Genomic DNA, 22,798 nt, shown 5'->3' with positions numbered 1-22,798 from the left:
GGGTAATGTCAGTGCCAAGTTCCCGACGTCAACGGGGGATTGGGGCGCTGTCGTCATGGCCATCGAGATCATCGCTTCGGCGTTGGGCATCCTGGGCAAGGCCGTGGCCGATCCGGTGAAGAGTGCCGCGATGCGGCGCACGGCCGTGGTCTCCACGCTCAAGAAGCTGCGTCTGGACCCGAAGCAGCCGCCCCGGGACTTCGACAGCTTGTACGCGTACGCGCTGGTGGAGCGGTGCTACGGACGGCCCGAGCCGGTGTTGCGCTTCTTTCGGGAGCAGGAGGTGCGGGAGGCGTTCGAGCGGTCGTTCACGGACGACGACTGGGGCGGGTTGCGGGCGGCCACCGAGGCGCTGTGTCCGCCCGGTGTGACCTTCGACGCCGAGGTCGGGCCGTTCGTCGAGACCTTCCAGGGCCTGGTCAGCCGCAGCAGGGCGGCCGTGGAGACCCGGGTGGAGACCAAGCTGGACGGCGTGCGGGCCATGCTCGACCAGGTGTTGCGGACCCGCGACGACGAGGAGGCGCACCGACAGGCAGTGGAGCCGGGTCGGGCGGAGGCCACGCCGGCCGAGCGGCTGCGCGCCGACGTCCGCGAGTGGTTCGACGCGGTGCAGTACACGGTGCACCGCACCTGGGAGGTGCCGGACGCGGGTGTGGCCATGCTGGTGGACGTGCCGCTGGGGCTGCGAGGCCGGTCCCTGCGCGCGGTGGTCCTGTGCGTGGAGGGCGAGTTGGGCCCGCACCACCTGGCCACGCTGGAGGGTCTGGTGACCGACGCCGCCGCCAGGGAGGGTTGGGGCGTGGCCAGGCTGCGTGTCAGCGAGGCGGCCCGCCGGAGGGACGAGGCCAGCGAGCACCTCTCCTGCTACTCGTTCGACGAACTGGTCGAGCAGGAGGTGGACTTCGAGCCGTATATCGCCTGGCTTGAGGAGGAGGTCCGTCGGCGGGGCATCGACCGCCGGTACGTGCCGTTGTCCTGCCGCAAGGAGGAGATCGACCCGCGTACCGAGCAGCCGTTGGACACCAGCGTGTACGGCTGGCGCGAGGGCGGGCTCGACGACTACGTGGAGAGCTGGCTGGGTGACCCGGCCAAGAAGCACCTGTCGCTGCTCGGCGAGTTCGGCATGGGCAAGTCGTGGTTCACCCTGCACCTGGCCTGGGAGATGGCGCAGGGCTGGCGGGACGCCAAGCGCCGGGGGGTGCCCCGCCCGCGCGTCCCTCTGGTCATCCCGCTGCGCGACTACGCCAAGCAGACCTCGGTCTCGGCGCTGCTGTCCGAGTTCTTCCTGCACAAGCACGACTTCGGGCTGCGCTACTACGAGGTCTTCAACGTCCTCAACCGCATGGGCCGACTCCTGTTGATCTTCGACGGCTTCGACGAGATGGCCTCGCGCATCGACCGCAACACGATGGTCGCCAACTTCTGGGAGCTGGCGAAGGCGGTCGAGCCGGGCGCCAAGGTGCTGCTCAGTAGCCGTACGGAGCATTTCCCCGAGGCCAAGCAGGCCCGCGATCTGTTCGGCGCCCGCGTCTCGGCCGCCGCCACCGGCGCCCCGAGCGACGGGCCGACGTTCGAGATCGTGGAGCTCGTCCCGTTCGACGACGACCAGATCCGGCTGATGCTGTCGCACCTGATGCCGCAGGACAAGGTCGAGGTCGTCATGGGGCACGACGAGGTGCGCGACCTCATGCGCCGCCCGGTGATGTCGGACCTGGTCATGGACGCCCTTCCGGAGATCGAGCGGGGCGCGACCATCGACCTGGCCCGCATCTACCTCTATGCGATCAAGCACAAGATGGACCGTGACGTGCTCGCCGAGCGCACCTTCACCTCCCGTGCGGACAAGCTGTTCTTCCTGTGCGAGGTGGCCTGGGAGATGTTGCGGACCAACAAGCTCACCCTGAACTTCCGCGACTTCCCCGACAAGCTGCGCGCGTGCTTCGGTCCGGTGGTGGCCCAGGCCAAGGACCTGGACTACTGGGAGCAGGACATGCGCAACCAGGGCATGCTGGTGCGTAACCGGGAGGGTGACTACGGCCCCTCGCACAAGTCCCTCCTCGAGTTCCTGACGGCCTTCAAGTTCGCCGCCGAACTCGGCCTGCTGGCAGGTGACTTCCTCGACCTGATCCCGGGCGCGGAGCAGGAGGGGGGCGCGGACTACACGTGGTCGGAGTACTTCGCGGCGCGTGGCGAGGACGGGACGCTGCCCGCGCTGGCCGCCTTCACGGCCGAGCCGTTGGAACGACTCGCGGAGAACTTCGGCTCGGCGGAGTACAACTCGGTCGTGTACGACTTTCTGCGGGCCATGATGCGCGACATGTCGGGCTTCGAGGAGCGGCTGCTCGACCACATCCGCGCCACGGCCGGAGCGGTGGGCCTCCAGTCCTTCGGTGGAAGCTGCGCGAACCTCCTGGGCAGCGCGGGCGGCACGCTGGCCGGCGCCTCGCTGGAGAGGACCGACCTCACCGGATTCACGTACCGCTCGGCCGACAGCGCCATGTCCCTGGCCGGCGCCAACCTGCGTGGCGCGACGCTGGTCGGAGCCGCTCTGGCCATGGCGGACAAGCGTGGGGCGGATTTCACCGGCGCCCTGTTCGCCTCCCACGACCTGCTGCGCAGCAGCCAGAGCCCGCTCTCCCTCATCGCGCACCCGTCGGGAGCCCTGAGCGCCCTGGCGTACACCTCGGGTGCCAACCGCTACACCGTCCTGCACTGGCCGACGGGTGATGTCTCCACCGTCCCGAGCAGCTATCCCGTGGGTACGAGCCCCACCCCGTGGTGGGCTGGGGTCTCCCTCTTCGCGTGGGGGGAGAAGTCGTGGGGCTACTGCCTGATGAACTCCTCCCATCTGATCGCGCAGCGCACTCACGAGGTGGTGTTGTCCGTGGACGACTACGTGCTCGGCGAGATCTCCTGGGACGACACGCCGGCGCTGCTGGCCGTCCGGTACACCGACACCCAGCACGGCGAATGGCGCCTGATCGACCGGAGTTCGGGCGCGGACCTGGACGTCGCCCCGAAGGCCACCACGTCGAACGTCGAGGGCGCCTACTTCACGGACGGCCAGGCCGTCTTCTGCTGGCTGATCGACGAGACGCAGACCCGCATCCTGCGCTACGCGGCGGGCGACCGGGAGTGGCAGCCGATCGCGCGACTGCCGGTCGGCTCGGCCCGACGGAGTCGAAACCGCCGACCCACTCCCCTGCGGGGGCCGAGAATCCTGGCTGATGACCTGGACCTGTACCTGCCCGACGGCAGGGGGCGCTGCCTGGTCTACCCGCGCTCCGCTACGGCGACGGCCTTTCCCGACACGGACAGCGTGACGCACCTCACCTTCACCGCGGACGCGTCCGTGGTCGCGGTGGCCTACGAGCGGCGGGTGACGGCCTGGAGCACGGGGCCGGGTGAATGGCGGCAGCTCTGGCACTCCAGCCATCCGTGCGGCATAACGGCCATGCGCGCCACGCACGACGAGCAGGCGTTGGTCATCGCCTCACCCTCCGGCGAGATCTCGACACACTCCCTGCGTACCGGGGAGATACTCAGCCGCACCACGCTCAACCCGGACCTGGCGGGGGCCCGCTTCTCCCGCCGGTGTGGGCTCGACCCGGACACGCTGGAAGCCATCGAGTTCGCGGGCGGCGTCCTGGTGGACTGAGCGGCTCTCGGTGAAGCTCCGGGGGCGGGACGGCGGGGGCGGCTGGTCCTGACGGAGCGTCGGTTCTCGCAGGCCGCAGCGTCGCGAGGCAACGGAGGGCGGGCGGAGGCTCACGAAGAGTGCCGGTAGAGTGCCCCGCGCCGCCCCTTTCAGCACCTGATGAGGGGGCTGAGGAACTGTGGGGGTTCTCGAATGCGCAAGGGTGCGAAGACCGCCGTCATCGGTGGGGTATTCGCTGCGATGGTCGGCGCGGCTGGGTACGGCGCGTACAGCCTGACCTCGGACAAGGACGACTCCGCTGGCGACGAGACGGTCACCAGCGCGAAGACCGGTGACACGACGAGCAAGAAGGCGCCGGTGAAGACCGGTCCGCCGAGCGAGGCCGAGGTACGGCGGACGACCGGGGACTTCCTCGCCGCCTGGGGTCGGGGAGACGCGACCGAGGCGGCCACGCTCACCAGCGACGAGAAAGCCGCCCGTGGCGCGCTGGAGGGCTATCGCAAGCTGGCGCGCGTCAACAAGGTCACGTTGACGCCGGGCACGCCGACCGGAGCCAAGACCCCGTTCCACGTCACGGCCCAGGTCGCACACGAGGAGCACCGGGCGACCTGGACGTACGACTCCGCGCTGACCGTCGTGCGCGACGCCGGGACGGGGCGGGCGCTCGTGGACTGGAAGCCCTCGGTGGTCTTCCCGAAGCTGCGGACCGGGGACACGGTGCGCACCGGGCCGGCGCAGAAGCCGCCGATCAAGGCGGTGGACCGCAACGGCAAGGAGTTGGTGCCCGCCGAGCACCCCACGCTCAAGGTGGTGCTGTCGGGGCTGCGGGAGAAGTACGGGGCCAAGGCGGGCGGCACGGCGGGGGTGGAGCTGTACGTCGATCGCGCGGGCAAGACGCCGGACGAGACGTTGAAGGTGCTGTCCAAGGGATCGCCGGGCACGCTGCGGACCACGTTGGACGCCGGGTTGCAGCGGGTCGCCGAGCAGCAGGTGGCGACGCGGCCGAAGTCGTCGGCCGTGGTGATCAAGCCGAGTACGGGTGAGGTACTGGCACTCGCCAACTCTCCGGCCGAGGGCTTCAACACCGCCCTCCAGGGTTCCCTCGCGCCGGGGTCCACGATGAAGGTCGTCTCGTCGGCGCTGCTGCTCGACAAGGGGTTGGCGGGGACGGGGAAGCAGCATCCGTGCCCGAAGTTCGCGTCGTACGGGGGCTGGAAGTTCCAGAACCTCGACAAGTTCGAGATCAAGGGCGGCACCTTCGACCAGAGCTTCGCCCGTTCGTGCAACACGGCCTTCATCACTCAGGCGTCCGAGCTGTCGGACGACGCGCTGACGCAGGAGGCGCGGGACGTGTTCGGGATCGGGCTCAACTGGCAGACGGGCGTGCCGACCTTCGACGGCGCGGTCCCCGTCCAGCAGGACGCGAGCAAGGCGGCGTCGCTGATCGGTCAGGGCGGGGTGCGCATGAACCCGTTGACCATGGCCTCGGTGTCGGCGACAGCGAGCACGGGCACGTTCCGCCAGCCGTACCTGGTAGCCCCGAGCCTGGACGGCCGCACCCTGGCCAAGGCTCCGCGCGCGATGAAGCCGGACACGGTCAAGCAGCTCAAGTCGCTGATGAAGCTGACGGCGACGGCGGGGACGGGCGCCCAGGCGATGTCGGGCCTGACCGGGGACGTCGGGGCGAAGACGGGTTCGGCGGAGGTGGACGGACAGAAGAAGCCCAACGGCTGGTTCACGGCGTACCGGGGCGACCTGGCCGCTGCGGCGGTCGTCCAGCAGGGTGGTCACGGCGGCGAGACGGCGGGCCCGATCGTCGCGTCCCTGCTGCGGGCGGGCTGAGAGGGGTTCGCCGCCGCGCGGTAGCACGGGAAGGGTTGGCCGCCGCGCGGAGAGAGGGCGGGAAGGGTTGAGGGCCGCCGAGGACCCCGCCTGACGCGGCGGCCTCGGCGGACCCGTTCCCGCTGGCCGAGCCGGCGGGAGCGGCCCCACGGGGGCTGTGGTGACGGGGAGTGGGTGGCCGGAGGCCAGGACTGGGCACTCAGGGTTGGGGGCTCAGGGTTGGGGGCTCAGGGTTGAGGGTGGGGCGTGTGGGCGAGGTGGTGTGGGGTGCGTTCGGCGGCGATGATCGCGAAGTTGGGCAGGTGGACGTAGCTCTCGATACCGGGGGTGGTCGGCGCGGCCTCCCGGGCGATGGCGGGATCGAGTGCTGGTTCGGCGAGTTCGCGGAGTCGGCAGCCCTGGTCGGCGAGTTCGTTGAGGTAGGCAGAGAGGGGGCGGTGGTAGTCGGTGGCGTGGGTCTGGGGGATCTCGTACTCCGCCAGATAGCGCCGTGTGCGGTAGGCGTCGTGGGCGCGCCAGGTCGCGAGCAGTTGCTCGAACGCCGGGTGGTTGAGGGCGAGGACGAGCAGCCCGCCCGGCCGCAGGGCGCGTACACAGGAGCGTAGGGCCGGCTTCCAGTCCGGTATGGCGCCCAGCACCATGCTGCACACCACCGCGTCGAAGGGTTCGCCCAGGTCAGGCGGTTGACTGAGGTCGCCCTGTACGTAGCGGATGCCGCGCGGGTGGGCCGCCTCCCGCTCGCGGGCATAGCCCAGGAGGGCGTCGGTGGGTTCGACGGCGGTGACGCGAGCGCCTCGGGCGGCGAGCATGCGACTGAAGTAGCCCTGTCCGCAGCCCGCGTCCAGTACGCGTTGGCCGTCCAGTTCGCCGAGCATGCGCAGCAGCGCGGGGTTGATCAGGTGGCGTTTGGCGAAGTCGCCGTCGGGGTCCATCGCTTCCATGACGGCGCGGGGGAAGGTGTTCCACTGCTGGATGGCGGCGTGGTTGGCGGAGTTCGTGGGTGGTGTCGTCACCGGGAGGAGCGTAGGCGGGCAAAGGTCCGGGCGCGGCTCCATTTCGGGCGACGGGGGCGGGCCGCATGCCTCGTCCCGGCGTGGCGCGGCGACGGGATCGCCGGGTTGGTTCGCGGGGGGGGCGCCGAACGGCGGTCGGGTGGTCGTGGCAGGGGTGGGGGGCACTCGGCGGTGGTGGCGGTGCGCCGCGTACTGTGCCCGAATGATCGTGGTACCGGAGGAGTTCCAGCAGTCCACCATCGAGCGTGAGGGCGAGCCCGGAGCGGAATGGATTCGCCAACTCCCCTCACTTGTCGATGAGTTGGTAGAACACTGGAGGTGCGTACCGGACGGGCGTGTCACCCACGGGGCGGTGGGGATCGTGGTGCCGGTGCGTCGAAGGGATGGCGAGTCGGCTGTTCTGAAGGTGTCGTTCCCGCACCCGGGCAACGTGCACGAGCCGGACGCGTTCGCGACGTGGGGCGGGCGGGGGGCGGTCCTGTTGTACGAGCGCGCCGACGAGCACTTCGCGATGATGCTGGAGCGGGCCCAGGCGAACACACTCGCGGAGGTCGCCGACGGCGACGAGGTGGCCCGGGTCGCGGGCCGGCTCAGCCACCGGTTGGCCGTTCCCGCACCGCCCGACCTGCCACGACTGCACGACCGGGCCGACGAGTGGGAGACACGGCTGCGCACGGACACGCGGGAGCTGCCGCACGGGATGCCGCGCCGGGTGGTGGACGCGGCGCTGGCGACCGTACAGGAGTTGGGGCGACGTCAGCCGGAGACCCTCGTACACGGCGATCTTCACGCCCGGAACGTGCTGCGCGCGGACCGTGAGCCCTGGTTGGCCATCGACCCGAAGGGGTACGTCGGCGATCCGGCGTACGACGCGGGGGCGCTGCTCACCTCGCGCGCGCTGCCGTTGCTCGCGTCCGGCGACCTGGACGGCGGGTTGCGCCGCGCGGTGGAGGTCTTCGCCGAGGCGGCCGGACTGGATCGCGTACGGGTACGGCGGTGGGCTCAACTCCAGGCGGTGCAGGCGGCGTTCTGGGGCCGTCGGCACGGGTTCACCGTGGCGCGCGGTGGGCCGGACCGGGAGCGGATCGCGCAGCTCGCGGAGCACGTGGCGGAGCTGTTCACGGAGCGCTGATCGCGCGTCGGCCGCGCGTGGGGCCCGCATCGTCCGCGCGTGGCCCCGGGCAGCCGCCGGCCGCCCGCCGCCTGACCACCCGACTCCCGAGCACTCCACCGCCTTCGGGCTGGCCGCCGGCCCGGGCGCCACTCCGACCTCACCACCACGACCTCGCCGCGCCGGCCGGCGTCGCACTTCTCAGCCGGTCAGGCGATCAGATGGGAGGCGCGCCAGAGGCGCGTGCCAGGGGCGCCGATCAGGCCCGCGTCGTCCAGGAAGGGCACGATGCGTTCGCCGAGGTAGCGCATGGACGCGCGGTAGTGCGGGCTCGCGTGGGCGGTCTGCCATGCCTCCCTGGGGTGGAGGCCGACGGCGGCGTACGCCCGGGGATGTATCAGGCTGCGGCAGATGCAGTACGAGACGAGGGCGATGAGCATCCGCTGGTAGCGGAGTTCGGCGCGGCCCAGGCCGGCCATGCCTCGGATGACTTCCTCGCGCGCGAAGGTGACGTGCCGCGCCTCTTCCATGATGTGGATGCGGTTCACCATTCGCATGAGTGGCTGGATCGAGTCGTCGCCGGTCATCTCGCGCTGGAGTCGGTCGGTGATCTCCTCGGCGACCAGAATGGAGCCGTACATGGCCGGCCCGTACGCGACGGCCGGAAGGATCTTGGCGATCTGGTGCAGATAGCGCGGCGGCCCGTACGCCGGGCAGTCGATACGCTCCACCAGCCGGGCGAACATGGTCACATGTCGACACTCGTCGGCAACTTCGGTCAGCGCGTACTGGATGTGCCGCGTCCGCGCGTCACCGTCGTACGCGGCCTTGACCAGCATCTTCATCAGCAGGAGTTCGAACCAGAGGCCGACGCTGACGATGGTGGCCGCCTCGTGTTTGCCGAGTTCGAGCCGCTGTTCCTCGGTGAGGCGGTCCCACAGCGGGGTGCCGTAGAGGGAGACGCGGTGCGGCGGCAGATAGTGCCCGCCGTCGACCAGCGGAGCGTCCCAGTCGACGTCCACTTCCGGGTCGTAGAACTTCTTCGCCGACGAGGCGAGCAGGCGGGCGGCGGTCCTCTCCCTGTCGCCCACCTTCGTGTCGGGCAGCGAACGGGCCATGGCGTTCCACTCCTTCACGAACTAAGGTGTTACCAGAGGTAACAGCCACTCTCAGGAGCATGGAATCCCGTACCGCGAGAGTCAAGAGTCGGGGCCCGACGACCGGGCCAACGTGGCGTCCCTTAAGGGACGTTGCCCGGCGGGCTCCCGCGCGCCCCGCCTCTCCCATGACGCCGTGGAACCGCCCAGAGGAGCCGTGTCATGTCACCCCCTCCCCCGCCTCAGCGGCCGGCCGACGCGACCGCCGGCGCCTCCGAGGCCGCCGCCCAACCCAGTTCGGCCGGCGCCCCGGCCCCGCACGACCCCCACCACGCCATCGGGCCCAGCCCTGACCCCAACCCTGACTCTGGCCCCGGCCCCGGCCGCGACCCTGACTCCGACTCCGGCTTCCACTCCGACTCCGACTCCGGCGGCGCCACTGACACCGGCATCGCCACCGGCTTCGACGCGGACATCGACCCCGAGCCGGGCTATCGCGGGCCCGCAGTGTTGGAGGTCGAGGGGCGGGAACGGACCGTCGAGGTGTGGTTGCGCGGCACGTTCCAGCCCGTTGACGGGCGCTACCACTGGTACGGCCGGGTCGTCGGCGCCCCGGAACTGGCGGGCCTCCTCGGCGGCCGGCGCGCCGCCGCCCGCATCCGCACCCCGCAGGGCGAGGCGAGCGGCGAACTCTCCGAACCGGACCCGTGGAACCGCTACCGCGTCACCGGTGTGAGCACCCCGCCGTTCCACGTCCCGGGCCCACCCGGCGTGTCCGGCCTGCCGGCCTCACCTGGCGGGTCCGGCCCGTCGGCACCATCTGGCGTGTCTGGTCTGCCGGTCTCACCTGGCGTTTCCGGCCCGTCGGCATCACCCGCCCCGTCCGAGGGGGCCGACCCGCCGGCCACGGCCTGACCGCTGCCCCGGACACCAACCGGCCCATTCTGCCGACCCGTCCGGTCCCCACACGCGCCCGGCCCACCCGTCGTGGGGAGGGCCGCACCCTCACACCCACCCACACGTCCGCGTCCGCGTCCGCCACACCCCACACGCTGACGTCATCCGGTTCGCCCGCCACCCGCGTCGCCCTGCCCAACCCGCCGGCCGCAGCCCGCCGCCATCTCGCCCGACCGCACCCTGCCTCGGGCGCCCCGCATGCCCTGGCCGTACGCGTTAGCCGAGCGCGCAGCCCAGCGCGGCCCACCCGCCACAGCCATCGCTTCTCCACCCGGCCGACCCAGGCGCCCCGGTCCGCCCCGGCCAACTCGCCGGAGCCCGTTCCCGCGTGGGCGGGGAGTAGAAGATGCTGGCGCCGGCGCCGATGGCCAGCCACGGCCCATCCCCGCGTGCGCGGGGGCAGCCGTTCTTCGACTCGCCGGCGTCGATTCGGCAGGGTCCATCCCCGCGTGCGCGGGGAGCAGCGCACCATCGCCCAGGCCGAGGCGGGCAAGCCGGGTCCATCCCCGCGTGCGCGGGGAGCAGTTTACTCGTCGTCTACTTAAAGTCCAGCCCCAGGGTCCATCCCCGCGTGCGCGGGGAGCAGGGCGTGCTGATGCTGGTGGCTGCTGCGGGTGTGGGTCCATCCCCGCGTGCGCGGGGAGCAGAGACGATCACATCGCGGCGCGAGAGGATCTCGGGGTCCATCCCCGCGTGCGCGGGGAGCAGTCCCAGATCAGGTCCGGCTGCCCCTGGCTGGGCGGTCCATCCCCGCGTGCGCGGGGAGCAGCTCATGCGGCACCGGGTGCCGCCTTCGAGCTTGGGTCCATCCCCGCGTGCGCGGGGAGCAGACACCATCCCAGGGCCCCATCGTGGCCACGAAGGGTCCATCCCCGCGTGCGCGGGGAGCAGTCGCCCGGTGCTTCGCGACGTCCCGCTCGCGCAGGGTCCATCCCCGCGTGCGCGGGGAGCAGTGGTGGCTGCACCGGCGCCTGAGCCAGGCCCGGGGTCCATCCCCGCGTGCGCGGGGAGCAGAGTAATTGACCTGCGGGTTTACCGGGCGACACCCCGGTTTTCTGCAACTTCTTCGGATCGCGACCTATCGACCAAGCCGCACATATCACCCACAGCGCCCTCCCGCCAGCCAGGCTGCACAGCCTAGCCGCGCGCTGAGTCTCCTCGCCCCGACCTCACTGAGCCCGTGGTCGCATCAGCCACCAGACGCTGGCGCCCTGTCCGCGCATGTGCCCACCGCTGGGCTGGCACACGGCTTCGCGCCTAGCGATGGGCCTCGCGGTCGCGACGTCGGGAAGCAGATCACAGGCGTCCAGCGGCTCCGGGCTGGCGCGGTGATGGGTGGGTCGGCACGCAGCCCCACCTCGCCCATCACCAGCGCTCTGCCGCCAGCAGGCCAACGACCCCATCCGGCGAAACCAGGCAGCCCATCCCCGCGTACGCGGGGAGCAGCCGAGTTCGATTTCGACGCGCACGACGTCGCGGGGTCCATCCCCGCGTGCGCGGGGAGTAGGGCGCAGGTCCCGGCGCTTGACCCCAGGCGCCGGGTCCATCCCCGCATGCGCGGGGAGCAGCCGCCCGGCACCCGCGGATCGCACGGCGGTCCGGGTCCATCCCCGCATGCGCGGGGAGCAGGGATGATGACCCGCGAGACACGGTTGCGGCGCGGGTCCATCCCCGCGTGCGCGGGGAGCAGGCGCAGTGCTGACTATCGGTCAGGGCCGGCTGAGGTCCATCCCCGCGTGCGCGGGGAGCAGACTCTCAGTAACCATAAGAACCCGATCTCTCGGGGTCCATCCCCGCGTGCGCGGGGAGCAGTCCCACCACTCCCGCGACAGATCGGCGAACTCGGGTCCATCCCCGCGTGCGCGGGGAGCAGGCCGATCGCCACTCGTGTCGCCATCGGTCCTCCGGTCCATCCCCGCGTGCGCGGGGAGCAGCGCGGCGCGCCATTTCGTCAGGGGTAGGGGCCGGGTCCATCCCCGCGTGCGCGGGGAGCAGTCGTCGGACTGTCGCATCCGGTACGCCGTCCGGGGTCCATCCCCGCGTGCGCGGGGAGCAGTTGCTGCTGCCGTCCCCGCCCTGGCGGGTGCGGGGTCCATCCCCGCGTGCGCGGGGAGCAGGTCGAGAGGCGGCGACCGGTCGTTGCTGGGTGGGGTCCATCCCCGCGTGCGCGGGGAGCAGGCGAGACCGAGGACGAACAGGTAGAAGAGCACCGGTCCATCCCCGCGTGCGCGGGGAGCAGACCGGCACCGGGTGCTTCGGCTTTTTGAGGTCGGGTCCATCCCCGCGTGCGCGGGGAGCAGAAGGTCTCGCGGAGCGCAGCGAAGGTGGTGCCGGGTCCATCCCCGCGTGCGCGGGGAGCAGGAGCGGCTGGTGACGAAACCCCCCGCGCGGGAGGGTCCATCCCCGCGTGCGCGGGGAGCAGGCCCTGACTGAGGCGTTGAAGTCCGGGGCCCCGGGTCCATCCCCGCGTGCGCGGGGAGCAGGCACTCCACGCATACCCGGCGAGGCATCAGGCGGGTCCATCCCCGCGTGCGCGGGGAGCAGGAGCTGGCCCGCGTCCGCGCGCGGATGGAGACGGGTCCATCCCCGCGTGCGCGGGGGGCAGGGGTTGACGATGGTGGCCGACAGCCCCGACGAGGGTCCATCCCCGCGTGCGCGGGGAGCAGTAATTGACCTGCGGGTTTACCGGGCGACACCCCGGTTTTCTGCAACTTCTTCGGATCGCGACCTATCGACCAAGCCGCACATATCACCCACAGCGCCCTCCCGTCGGCCAGGCTGCACAGCCTAGCCGCGCGGTGGGCCACCTCACCCCGACCTCGCTGAGCCCGTGGTCGCGGCGGCCACCGGACGCTGGCGCACGTGCCTGGCGCCGGGCTGCCGTACGGCTTTGCGGCTGGGCCTCCCGGCCGGGAAGTCGGTCAGACGGGCCGCGGTTGTCCACCGGGCTCCGCAAGCGGCGTGCCGCGCTGATCGTCGACCGCGGCGGTTGCTCGGCCCCGCGGCCCGCGCCCCCGTCGCCTGGGGACGAACGCGACGAGGCGGCGGAGGAGTACGACCGCTACCGCTACCGCGTTTTCATCACACCTGTCCCTGATCACACCCTGTCCCTGCCACCAACTCGCCCCGCGCCGCCCGGTCGACCCTCTGCGCGGGGCCGGCGCCAAGACGTCACCCACCAAGGCCGCCACCCGCCGCTTCGGTCATCTCGACGGGTACGACGAGCACGACAAGCACGCCGCCCGCCCGTTGCCGACGGGCGAGGTCGTGAAGGCCGGGTAGGTCGCACCGCGACCCCACACATTCCGCCAGCCCCAGCCGACCCGCTTGCGGAGACCAGGCGCCACGGCGCGGCAGGGACTGGCCCCCACCACACACGAGGCGGCCCCGGCAGCGCGAGTCGCCCCAGCAACGCGAACTACCCGAGCAACGCCAGCCACTCCAGCAGCGCAGGCCGCCCTCGCAGCCCAGGTCACCCCAGCACCGCAGATTCCCCCGCGCCGCCAGCCACTCCAGCGGCGCAGGCCACCTCAACAACGCAACCCACCCCCGCAAGGCACAAGCCACCCCCGCAACGCCGAGCCTCCCCGACCCACGCAACTCACCCCCACAACGCGCAAACCGCCCCAGCGACGCAGGCAGCCCCGCCCGCACAAGCCACCCCAGCGACGCAGGCAGCCTCACCCACACAAGCCACCCCAGCAACGCGGGCAACCCCACCCACACAAGCCACCCCAGCAACACAGCAACCCCACCCACACAAGCCACCCCACTCACACAAGCCACTCCACTCACACAAGCCACCCCGTCCACACAGGTTGCCCCGGGGTGGGCCGGGTAGGCGCGCACGATCATGGATCTGCCTGGAGGGAACACCCCGTGAAAGCCCTGTGGCTCACCGCTCACCCCGAATCCCGCTCCCTGAACGGCTCCCTGCACCGCGACGGTGTCCAACACCTCCTGGACCAGGGGCACGAGGTGCGTACCAGCGACCTGTACGCGATGACGTTCGACCCGGTCGTCAGGGCCGGTGACTTCTCCCACCCCGACGGCGAGCGGCTGCTGGTCGGCGACGCGGCCCAACGGGCCTTCGAACGGGGCGCGTTGTCTCCTGACATCCGCGCCGAACACGACAAGTTGTCCTGGGCGGACACGCTCGTCGTGCAGTTCCCGTTGTGGTGGTACGGGATGCCGGCCATCCTCAAGGGCTGGTTCGACCGTGTCTTCGTCGCCGGCTTCGCCTTCGGCGTCCGCGACGCCCAGGGGCGACAGGTGCGCTACGGCGAGGGGGCGCTCGCCGGCAAGCGCGCGATGGTCCTCGTCACCGCCGGCGCCCGGGAGTCGAGCCTGGGCCCGCGCGGCATCAACGGCGAGCTCAACGACCTGCTCTTCCCCCTCCAGCACGGCACGTTGTGGTACGCGGGTATCGAGGTCCTGCCCCCGCTGCTCGTCCACGGAGCCGACCGCGTGGACGACGCCGCGTACGCCGTCCACGCCGGCGCCCTGCGCCAGCGCCTGGACGACCTCCCCCACACCAGACCACTCCCCTTCCGTCAGCAGAACGGCGGCGACTACGACGAGGACCTGGTTCTACGCCCCGAACTCGCCCCGCACACCACGGGCACCGCCGCCCACTACCGCGCCGAGTGATGGCGGCGAGGTAGCGGCTTGTGGTGGTGGTCGGGTGGTGGACGTGGGCGCGGGCGGTCTGGGCCTGGCCGGCCTCCCCGAGGTTTCGGCGAGGGAGCGTGCCAGTCCGGCAGGGCGCGGGCCTCTCGGCTCGGTCGATGGACGGGGACCAGGTGGCGGCCACAGGGTGGAGGTAGGCCGTCGGGGTCGGCGCCGGCCAGGGTGCGGGCGCGGTCGGCCAGCGGTACGCGGTACGGTCGATGCCGGTGGCCAGGAGGTAGGCGGCGGCCCGCGCCACCGGCGGCGGGCGTCTTCAGCGACAGCGGCCCGCGCCAGCACCTGCGCCGGTCACCCGGGGTCTTCTGTGCGCGCGACCCGCTCCGTCGCGCGACGCACGGGCAGCGAACCGCGCGGGCTGGTCGGATGGCCGCGGCGCGCCCCGCGTGCGCGGGCGCGCGCCAGCAAGGGTGGCCGCCCGATACGCCCGGCTAGGCCCCGCCGGACGTGGCAGTCCTGGCGGCCTGCTCGATCTTCGCGCGGTAGGCCGCGCGGGCTTCCTCGTCGATCTCCGTCGCGTATTCGGCACGTACTCCGGTCCGGCCGTCGAGGCCCTCACGCAGGATGTCGGCGTGTCCGGTATGCCGGATGGTCTCGCCGAGGACGTGGACGGTGACGGCGAACAGGTTCGTGTTGGGATAGGGCTCCGGCCACCACGGCACGTAGCCGGAGGCGTCGAGGGGAAGCGCGTGGAGCGTCGCGTCCGAGTGTTCCCACGTGCGCCGGTAGAACTCGGTGATCTGGTCGCGGGTCTCGTCCTCGGTCGCCCACAGGTCACTGCTGTTAGCGTGGTCCTGCCACCGGGGCAGCCCTTCCGGCGAAGGGCGGTCGAAGACCTCGCCGAAGTACCTGGCCTCGACGTTGGCGACGTGTTTGACCAGGCCGAGGAGGTTGGTCCCGGTCGCTGTCAGGGGCCGGCGGGCGTCGTACTCGGACAGGCCGTCGAGTTTCCAGAGCAGCGCCTCGCGGTCCCGCCGCAGTCTGTTGCGCAGGGTGTCCTTCGCGATGTCATCGATCATGCGACACGAGCCTGCCATGCGGCGCTCGCGCCCTCAAGATCACGCACCTGGTCCGCGCCGGCAGCCGGAGCCGAGACCCGGCACCGAGGAGAACGCTCCCCCGCGCAGCGCACAGGCCCCCTTCGCCATGTCGGGCGAGACCGCCAACCCCCGCCGTGACACCGACTTCCTCCATGTCACCGCCCCTCTCCGTGACGCCACCCCCTCATGACAGCGACCTCCCCCACGTCGCCGACCTCCCCCACCCACGTCACCGAACCGGCGAAGCCCACCGCCCGGGCCACGCTCGACCAGAGAGTGCCGTACGCCCCCGGCCAGGGAAGCGCCCCCCGCGCGCCCCGCCCGGCGCGCAGCCCACCACACCACGCGCACGGAACCCGCGCCGGCGCCACCACCCCCACTCCCCAGGCCCCCACTCCCCAGGCCCCCAGCCCCGGGGTCCGCCCCGGAGGCCGCTCTCCGTACCCACTCCCGTGACGCAGCTCATCGTGTTGGCTATACAACTTGAGTTACGGTGGCGGCCATGGACGCTCCCCCCTGTGCCCCCGGCCCCGGGCCGATCGTGAGCGCGCGCCGGGTGCTCGCGTGACCCCGCTGGTCGCGGCGGCGGTGCTGATCGCGGCCGTCACGCACGCGAGTTGGAACGCGATCGCGCACGGCATCAAGGACCAGCTCCTGGCCTTCACGCTGGTTTCCGGCGGCGGCTTGCTCTGCGGGCTGGGCCTGATCGCGTGGGCGCCGGTGCCGGCCGCCGGCGCCTGGCCGTACCTCGTCGCCTCCGCCGCGCTGCACGTCGTCTACCAGATGCTGCTGATGCGCTCGTTCCGGCTGGGCGACTTCGGGCAGATGTACCCGATCGCCCGGGGCACGGCGCCGCTGGTGGTGACCGTGTTGGCCGCCGTGTTCGTCCACGAGCGACCGGACGGCTGGCAGACGGCGGGCGTCGTCGTCGCCTCGACCGGGCTGGTCGGCCTCGCCCTGTGGGGCATCCGCGGTTCCGGCTCCCGACCGCACTGGGCCGCGCTGGTCGCCGCCGTGGCCACGGGCCTGTCGATCGCCGCGTACACCGTGGTGGACGGCATGGGCGTACGCGCCTCCGGCACCTCGCTCGGGTACATCGGCTGGCTGATGATCCTGGAGGGCCTGGCGATCCCGGCGTACGCGCTGGCCACCCGCCGGCGTGCGCTCGGCCGCCAGCTTCGGCCGCTGGCGGTGCGCGGGTTGTGCGGCGGGGTACTGTCGGTGTTCGCGTACGGGCTGGTGTTGTGGGCGCAGACCCGCGCGCCGCTCGCGCCGATCGCGGCGCTGCGCGAGTCCAGCATCCTGGTGGGCGCCGCGATCGGCGCGCTCTTCCTCAAGGAGCGGTTCGGTACGGCCCGGATCGCGGCGGCCGGCCTGATGGTCGCGGGCATCGGCCTGATGCTGCACGCGGGCTGAGCCGGCGCGCGCGGGCGCCCGCGTACGTGGTGGGCCCGCGTGGGGGCGGGCCGCACGCGTGGTGGGCCCCGGTGGGGCGCGTCGGTCGACCACCCGAGGCGCCCCCGCTACGGCGGGTGGAGCCCGTTCAGTCCTCCCGCGCGACGACGAACGCCGGGGCCAGGCCCACCGCCGCCCCCAGCCCGACCGCGAGCGCGGCGTCCTCCGCGCACGCCAACTCCGCCGTGGCCCAACGTCGCCGGTGCCGACAGTCGCGCTCGTGCGCGCACAGGCAGTCCGCCGCCTCCGCCACGTCCGCGTCCGTCACCCACCCCCCGTCGACCAGCAGCACCAGTTCGGCGGGCCCGCCCCCGGCCGCCGGCCGTTCGTCCACCGCCAACACCCGCCGCATGGTCGGCAGGCCGATCCCCAGCGCGCCCGCGACCCGGGCGGCGGCCACCTCCACGCCCTCGCCGGGCCGTACGACAGCGCTGGGCGGCTCCCACACGTCGGCGTCGCGGGCCAGTTGCACCTGCAGTACGTGCGGCCAACCGGCCGTGGTCACGTCGCCCGGATCACCGGCGTTACGCGGCTTCCACACCACCAGCACCACACGTAACCGTCGCGCCGCGCTCACGTCCCACCCCCGCCACTCGTCCGCCCCCACGCCTCCGGCATCCGGAACCCGCACTCCGCGGGCGTCTTCCCGTTCGCCGTCATGACGCCCGCTTCCGCCTGTCCGTCCGACCAGAAGTAGCCGCCGGGCCCGGCGACGGCGTCCAAGGTGAGTTGCACGTGCCGCGCGTTGGGCCGGATCTCGTTCCGCCGCGCCGCGTCCATGTCGAACAGCGAGTTCTCGTAAGCGAGTTGGAACTCCCGGTCCGACACGGGCCGCCACCCGCCGTCCGCAGCGACCCGCACGGGGTCGGCGAGGAAGAACCGCAGTACGACCCCGGCGACGGTGTGGATCTCGTGCTCACCGGTCAGCACGTACCGCAGCGCACGCGCGTACCCCGGCCGAAATCCGGACTCACCGTCCACGCCCGCCGATACGCCGCCGACGCGCGCCCCCCGCGCGTCACTCACCGGACCACCCCGCGCGATGCAGGGGGCACCGGCAGGGGCCCCAGGCGGTGGAGAGGTGCCGCGCCTCAAGTTCGCTCCGACTCAGGCTGGTTGGGTCGATCTGAACGGTGGCGATCGGAGCAATCGGAACCGGCTGCTCGCCGGCACGTAGGCGGTAGACCTTCAGGGTCATCGTGTGCTCGCGGTTCATGAACGGTGCTCGTTCCTAACGACAGCTGACAACGTCGTCGTGGCGCAAAGGAGCTGGCGTGAGTACACGCGCGGCGCCACAAACGCGGGATGCGGTCACAGATTGTGACCAACTCCCTACAGGGTTGCTCCACGAGGACTACGCTCACAACCAGCGACCCGGAACCTACGGGGCGCAGGTCACACCGCACACAAGAGAGGCGTGTGGGATGGAGCTCCACGAGACGAAAGAACTGGGCGGCAGGGCTACGGCGCGCACCTTCCCGGGGCGACAGCTCAGACGCCTCCGCGAACAGGCAGGTCTCTCCCTGCGCGGGCTGGCGGAAAAGCTGCACTACCCGCACTCATACATCAGCCGCGTCGAACGACATGAGCAACTGCCATCCGAAGCACTGGCAAATGCGCTGGACGACCATTTCGGGACAGGCGAACTGTTCGTCGATGCGCTAGCCATCGCCCAGGACTCGTTGGTTATGGAGTACAGCCACGACTATCTCTCTCATGAGGCCAAGTGCATTCGACTCCAAGTCTTCACTAGCAGTCTGGTGCCAGGGCTGCTACAGACCAGGGACTATGCCAGAGCGCTATTCTCATTCGGACTGCGGAGAAGCGAATTGCCGGCCCTAGAGGAGCACGTGGCATTGCGCCTGCGCAGACAAAAGCTACTTGAAGGTACTAACCCGCCACAGTACTGGGCGATCATGGATGAATCAGCGTTGAGGCGTCTGGTCGCCGATCGCCACATCATGACTGAGCAGCTATGCCACGTGCTCCAGGCTGCGGAGCAGCCTCACATCAACATTCAAGTCCTGCCATTCACCGAGCCATTCCACCCGCTGATGGGCGGCAGCCTCACCCTGCTGACCATGGAGAATGGAACGACAACGGCCCTGGTGGAAAGCTACGGTTCTGGTGATGTGGTCGACGTGCCACGACAAGTCGTTGATCTCGTACAGCGATTTGACGTGGCACGGGCGCAGGCGCTGACGCCAGCAGACTCGCTAGAGCTGATCCACCACTACGTGAGGGAGTACACGTGAGTAGCATCCGCGACGCATCAACCCTGATTGGTTGGGTCAAGTCGTCATTCAGCGGGGGGTCCGATAACGGCTGCGTCGCGTGGGTGCCCACCTACGCACGCGACCATGGCACCGTCCCCGTCCGCGACAGCAAGGACCCGAGCGGACCCGCCCTCACCTTCGAACCCGCAGCCTGGAACGCGTTCATCACCAGCGTCAAGGCAGGCGAGTTCCGGGGCTGAGCCCGGGCACGACACCAGGGCGCCTCTTCGCGGCGTACAGCCGTCCGCCCGCCGCGAAGAGGCGCCCCCGCCGCGAGGAGGCGCCCCCGCCGCGAGGAGGCGGCTACCCCTCGTCCGCCAAAGCCCGCCGCAAGGCGACATTGCTGATCAGCAGGCCACCGTCCACCGGCAACGTCACCCCCGTGATCCACGCCGCGTCGCGCGAAGCGAGAAACGCGATCGCCGCCGCGACGTCCCCCGGTTCGCCCACCCGACCCAGCGGATACGACGCGCTCGCCTGAGCGAGCGCGTCCTCGCGCCCCGCCCACACCGGCGTACGCACCGTGCCGGGGGCGACGAGGTTGACGCGTACGCCGCGCGGCGCCGCGTGGCCGGCCAGCGTGCGGGTGAGGCTGGTCAGGCCCGCCTTGGCCGCGCTGTAGGCGTGGTTGCCGAAGTCCTGTTCGCCGTTGACCGAGCCGACGCTGACGATCGCGCCGCGCCCACCCGCCTTGGCCAGCTCCGGCAGCGCCGCCCGCGCGCAGCGGAACGCGCCGGTCAGCGTCACGTCCAGGTCGCGCTCCCAGTCCTCGTCGCTCTGGTCCTCGAAGAGCGGGGCGTCGGGAAGGCAGGAGAACGCGTTGTTGACCAGGACGTCGAGCGAGCCGAACCGTTCGACGGCGTGGTCCACGGCGGCCCGTACAGCGGTCCGGTCCCCCACGTCGCACGCGAGCCCGTGCGCCAGGCCGCCGGCCGCCCGGATCGCCTCGGCGGTCTCCTCGGCGCGCGCGCCGTCGAGGTCGGTGACGAGCACGCCCGCGCCCTCGTCGGCGAACCTGCGGGCGGTGGCCGCGCCGATGCCCCGTCCCGCGCCGGTGATCAGTACGCCGTACCCCTCGAACCGTCGCATCGGGTGCCGCCCCTTCCGCCGTTGATCATCCTGGTCCCGGCAGCGTAGGCGGCGGGTGCGCCCGGCGTAAGAGAGCGGCGCGACGGACCGACGTCGCCCCGCCGTCCACGCCCACCCCCGTAGACAGGCGCAGGCCCCGACGGGAGCCGGACGCGACGGGCGGGGGGCTTTCCGGCTCGGGACGCGGTGAGCCGGGCGCGACAGACGGAGGCCACCCAGGGTCGGGAGAAGCCCGGTGGCCACACCGGGCCGGGCACCCGGCAGGCCGACGCCCGGCGACGTACGGGGCCCCGGCGAAGCCAGGACGCGAGGAGGGGCGGGGCCGCATCGGGCCGCGAGGGGCGAGCAGCCGCTTCCGGTCGGCACACGACGAGGGGCCGCTTGGGGTCAGTACGCGACAAGCGGCCACTTCCCGTCAGCGCGCGACGTGCGGTCGTCTCGGGCCAGCTCGCGGCGAGCGGAACGTTCAGGCCAGGCTGCGTTGGAGCGCGCGGGTCAGCGCCTGCGCGCGCGGGTCGGCGGTCACGTTCTTCTGCATGCCGTTGGTGACGTACCCGAAACCGATGCCCGCCTCCGGGTCGGCGAAGGCCAGCGAACCGCCGCGCCCGGGGTGGCCGAACGCGCCCGGCCCGAGCAGCGGCGCCGCCGAACCGTGCAGCATGTACCCGAGCCCGAAACGCGTGTGCACCACCAGCACCTGGTCCGGGCCCGCCGACTCCTCCGTACGCGCCAGGGTCAGCGTCGCCGGCGCGAACAGGCGCCGCGCACCGGGCAACGCCCCCCGCACCGCACCTCCCGCGACCTCACTGGCACCACCTGCCACACCAGCGACCACACCGTGTCCGGCCTCCGGTGCCACGTCGCCGATGAGCGCGGCGTAGAGGCGGGCCAGGGAGCGGGCCGTGGCGACGGCGCCCGAGGCGGGGAGTTCGGCGGCGCGGTAGGCCGGGTCGTTCTCGTCGGGCAGCGGGTCGATGACGCCGAAGGCGCGCCGGGTCAGCGACGCGGGGTCGCGGTAGGCGTCGGCGACGGTCTGCTTCGCCCGCACCCGCAGGCCCCGCGAGGCCGGCGGCGCGGGCGCCTCGATCGCGGCGATCCGGCCCACCCGGTGGCGCTCGGCCTCCGGCAGCCCGACCCACAGGTCGAGCCCCAACGGCCCGGCGACCTCCTCGGCCACCCAGGACCCCAGGGTCCGCCCGGTGACCCGCCGGACCAGTTCGCCGACCAGCCAACCGTAGGTGTGGGCGTGGTACCCGTGCGCCGTGCCCGGTGCCCACTGCGGCGCCTGCGCGGCCAGCGCTCGGGGCCCGCTGACCCCGTCGAGGGCCTCGGCCGGGCTGAGCGGCACGTCGAGCACGGGCAGCCCGGCGCGGTGCGAGAGGAGTTGGCGTACGAGGACGCGCTCCTTGCCGCTCGCCTTGAACTCCGGCCAGTACGTGCCGACCGGGGCGTCCAGGTCCACCAGCCCGCGCTGGTGCAGCAGCAGCGGCACGGTGGCGGCCACGCCCTTGGTCACCGAGCGCACCACCTGCGCGGTGTCCGCCTCCCACGGCGCGGGGGCGACCTCGCCGGCCGGGCCGGTCTGCCCGGGGGCGGCGTCCCGCTCGGGGGTGACGGTCGGTTTGGTGGCCTCCGATCCAGCGGCATCCGGTCCGGTGGCGGCGTGCGGTCCGACGGCGTCCGCGTCGCGGGCCCCACCCCACAGGTCGACGACCTTGGCGCCGTCCCGGTAGACGGTCACCGCGGCCCCCCGCTCGCCGCGCTGCGCGAAGTTGGCCGCGAACGCGTCCCGGACCGGCTCGAAACCGGGCGCCACCGTGCCCTGGACGTCCACCACTGTCGCCTACTCCCACATTCCGTCTCGCCGCGCTGTGCACCCTCCATGGTGCAATGCGCCCCGTGGCCGTCTTATGCCGGGTCCCAGCGTCTCCCTTCCGCCCAACGCCCCCACGCCGGTTCCCGCAGACCGGGCCGGAACCGGTCAATCCCCCCAAAGCACGGCCCAGACCCCGAGCAGCCTCCGCCCACCCCACCCACCACGAGGCCCCTCCCCCAACGCGAGGGCCCCCAACGTGGAGGCCCAACCCTCACCCGACGTGAGGGCGTCCAACCCTCACCCGACGCGAGGGCCCCCCAACGTGGAAGTCCAACCCTCACCCGGCGTGAGAGGGTCCAACCCTCACCCAGCGCGAAGGGGCCCAACCCTCACCCGACGTAGGGGCCCAGGCCCAACCCACACCCAACGCGAGGGCCCCCCAACGTGGAGGTCCAACCCACACCCGGCGTGAGGGCCGAACCCCCACCCAACGTGGAGGTCCAACCCCCACCCGACGTGGGAACCCAACCCTCACCCAACGTGGAGGTCCAACCCCCACCCGGCGCCTCACCCGACGTGAGGCGGTCCGGCCTACGAGACGCGGGGCCGCCCCAGGGGGCGCACGGGGAGCGGCTCGGGGGCCGGGAGCTGAAAGCCGTCGACCGCGCGGCGGCCGGGCCGTCCCCGCGTGCGCGAGGGGGGCGGGGGGGGGTTGGGGCGGGGCGCAGGCCCTAGCGCCCGACGGACCACACCCAACA

The 22,798-nt window shown here is 72.1% G+C and carries 15 protein-coding genes and 1 CRISPR repeat array; of the genes, 8 read left to right on the top strand and 7 right to left on the bottom strand.

What is annotated here, in order from left to right:
- The first annotated feature begins 55 nt into the window (after positions 1 to 55).
- Complete coding sequence (locus tag ACFVFR_RS25175; protein ID WP_383705544.1) at positions 56 to 3,658, top strand: NACHT domain-containing protein; 3,603 nt, start codon at positions 56 to 58, stop codon at positions 3,656 to 3,658.
- A 192-nt stretch (positions 3,659 to 3,850) separates the two neighbouring features.
- On the top strand, positions 3,851 to 5,500 hold the full coding sequence (locus ACFVFR_RS25170) for a penicillin-binding transpeptidase domain-containing protein (RefSeq protein ID WP_383705542.1): 1,650 nt from the start codon (positions 3,851 to 3,853) through the stop codon (positions 5,498 to 5,500).
- A gap of 227 nt (positions 5,501 to 5,727) precedes the next feature.
- Here ACFVFR_RS25170 and ACFVFR_RS25165 read toward each other — a convergent pair whose 3' ends face one another.
- Positions 5,728 to 6,513, bottom strand: a complete 786-nt coding sequence (locus ACFVFR_RS25165; protein WP_383705540.1) for a class I SAM-dependent methyltransferase — start codon at positions 6,511 to 6,513, stop codon at positions 5,728 to 5,730.
- A gap of 202 nt (positions 6,514 to 6,715) precedes the next feature.
- Here ACFVFR_RS25165 and ACFVFR_RS25160 point away from each other — a divergent pair, with 202 nt between their 5' ends.
- Positions 6,716 to 7,645: an aminoglycoside phosphotransferase family protein gene (locus ACFVFR_RS25160; RefSeq protein WP_383705538.1), complete on the top strand. Its 930-nt coding sequence runs from the start codon at positions 6,716 to 6,718 to the stop codon at positions 7,643 to 7,645.
- A 188-nt stretch (positions 7,646 to 7,833) separates the two neighbouring features.
- Here the strand turns inward: ACFVFR_RS25160 and ACFVFR_RS25155 are convergent, their stop codons facing one another.
- Entirely contained in the window at positions 7,834 to 8,742 is a 909-nt protein-coding gene (locus ACFVFR_RS25155) for a diiron oxygenase (RefSeq protein WP_383705536.1), read from the bottom strand.
- A gap of 201 nt (positions 8,743 to 8,943) precedes the next feature.
- Here ACFVFR_RS25155 and ACFVFR_RS25150 point away from each other — a divergent pair, with 201 nt between their 5' ends.
- Both ACFVFR_RS25150 and ACFVFR_RS25145 read left to right on the top strand, forming a co-directional pair.
- Positions 8,944 to 9,636 (top strand): DUF4873 domain-containing protein, encoded by a 693-nt coding sequence (locus ACFVFR_RS25150; RefSeq protein ID WP_383705533.1) that lies wholly within the window; start codon positions 8,944 to 8,946, stop codon positions 9,634 to 9,636.
- Between the two features lie 1,459 nt (positions 9,637 to 11,095).
- A CRISPR array of direct repeats spans positions 11,096 to 12,344; the repeat unit is 29 nt; unit sequence GGGTCCATCCCCGCGTGCGCGGGGAGCAG.
- A 1,213-nt stretch (positions 12,345 to 13,557) separates the two neighbouring features.
- A complete protein-coding gene (locus ACFVFR_RS25145; RefSeq protein ID WP_383705530.1) occupies positions 13,558 to 14,328 on the top strand; it encodes an NAD(P)H-dependent oxidoreductase in 771 nt (256 codons plus the stop codon).
- Between the two features lie 467 nt (positions 14,329 to 14,795).
- Here ACFVFR_RS25145 and ACFVFR_RS25140 read toward each other — a convergent pair whose 3' ends face one another.
- Positions 14,796 to 15,383: a DinB family protein gene (locus ACFVFR_RS25140; RefSeq protein WP_383705528.1), complete on the bottom strand. Its 588-nt coding sequence runs from the start codon at positions 15,381 to 15,383 to the stop codon at positions 14,796 to 14,798.
- Positions 15,384 to 15,968: 585 nt separating this feature from the next.
- Between ACFVFR_RS25140 and ACFVFR_RS25135 the strand changes: the two genes are divergently transcribed.
- Complete coding sequence (locus ACFVFR_RS25135) at positions 15,969 to 16,820, top strand: EamA family transporter (RefSeq protein WP_383705526.1); 852 nt, start codon at positions 15,969 to 15,971, stop codon at positions 16,818 to 16,820.
- Between the two features lie 127 nt (positions 16,821 to 16,947).
- Here ACFVFR_RS25135 and ACFVFR_RS25130 read toward each other — a convergent pair whose 3' ends face one another.
- Positions 16,948 to 17,436, bottom strand: a complete 489-nt coding sequence (locus ACFVFR_RS25130; protein WP_383705523.1) for a hypothetical protein — start codon at positions 17,434 to 17,436, stop codon at positions 16,948 to 16,950.
- Positions 17,433 to 17,885, bottom strand: coding sequence for a hypothetical protein (locus ACFVFR_RS25125; RefSeq protein WP_383705520.1), 453 nt, complete (start codon positions 17,883 to 17,885; stop codon positions 17,433 to 17,435). The genes ACFVFR_RS25130 and ACFVFR_RS25125 overlap by 4 nt, the downstream gene beginning before the upstream one ends.
- 398 nt (positions 17,886 to 18,283) lie before the next feature.
- Between ACFVFR_RS25125 and ACFVFR_RS25120 the strand changes: the two genes are divergently transcribed.
- Entirely contained in the window at positions 18,284 to 19,114 is an 831-nt protein-coding gene (locus tag ACFVFR_RS25120; protein WP_383705518.1) for a Scr1 family TA system antitoxin-like transcriptional regulator, read from the top strand.
- Positions 19,111 to 19,335, top strand: a complete 225-nt coding sequence (locus ACFVFR_RS25115) for a DUF397 domain-containing protein (protein WP_383705516.1) — start codon at positions 19,111 to 19,113, stop codon at positions 19,333 to 19,335. The genes ACFVFR_RS25120 and ACFVFR_RS25115 overlap by 4 nt, the downstream gene beginning before the upstream one ends.
- Before the next feature lie 103 nt (positions 19,336 to 19,438).
- On the opposite strand, the gene ACFVFR_RS25110 is transcribed toward ACFVFR_RS25115, so the two are convergent.
- Together ACFVFR_RS25110 and ACFVFR_RS25105 are read right to left on the bottom strand one after the other, a co-directional pair.
- A complete protein-coding gene (locus ACFVFR_RS25110) occupies positions 19,439 to 20,224 on the bottom strand; it encodes an SDR family NAD(P)-dependent oxidoreductase (RefSeq protein WP_383705513.1) in 786 nt (261 codons plus the stop codon).
- A gap of 466 nt (positions 20,225 to 20,690) precedes the next feature.
- Complete coding sequence (locus ACFVFR_RS25105) at positions 20,691 to 22,061, bottom strand: serine hydrolase domain-containing protein (RefSeq protein WP_383705511.1); 1,371 nt, start codon at positions 22,059 to 22,061, stop codon at positions 20,691 to 20,693.
- Positions 22,062 to 22,798: the final 737 nt, after the last annotated feature.

Origin of the sequence: Streptomyces sp. NPDC057702 (assembly GCF_042799315.1) — a bacterium.
Classification (GTDB): Bacteria; Actinomycetota; Actinomycetes; order Streptomycetales; family Streptomycetaceae; genus Streptomyces.
The sequence above is the reverse complement of the archived record's forward strand: the minus strand, read 5'-3'. Positions and strand labels throughout refer to the sequence as shown.

Excerpts from the sequence above, each read along its gene's own strand:
- ACFVFR_RS25160 (WP_383705538.1), top strand. The coding sequence starts at position 6,716 with ATGATCGTGGTACCGGAGGAGTTCCAGCAGTCCACCATCGAGCGTGAG.
- ACFVFR_RS25150 (WP_383705533.1), top strand. The coding sequence starts at position 8,944 with ATGTCACCCCCTCCCCCGCCTCAGCGGCCGGCCGACGCGACCGCCGGC.
- ACFVFR_RS25175 (WP_383705544.1), top strand. The coding sequence starts at position 56 with ATGGCCATCGAGATCATCGCTTCGGCGTTGGGCATCCTGGGCAAGGCC.
- ACFVFR_RS25155 (WP_383705536.1), bottom strand. The coding sequence starts at position 8,742 with ATGGCCCGTTCGCTGCCCGACACGAAGGTGGGCGACAGGGAGAGGACC.
- ACFVFR_RS25120 (WP_383705518.1), top strand. The coding sequence starts at position 18,284 with ATGGAGCTCCACGAGACGAAAGAACTGGGCGGCAGGGCTACGGCGCGC.
- ACFVFR_RS25140 (WP_383705528.1), bottom strand. The coding sequence starts at position 15,383 with ATGATCGATGACATCGCGAAGGACACCCTGCGCAACAGACTGCGGCGG.
- ACFVFR_RS25170 (WP_383705542.1), top strand. The coding sequence starts at position 3,851 with ATGCGCAAGGGTGCGAAGACCGCCGTCATCGGTGGGGTATTCGCTGCG.
- ACFVFR_RS25110 (WP_383705513.1), bottom strand. The coding sequence starts at position 20,224 with ATGCGACGGTTCGAGGGGTACGGCGTACTGATCACCGGCGCGGGACGG.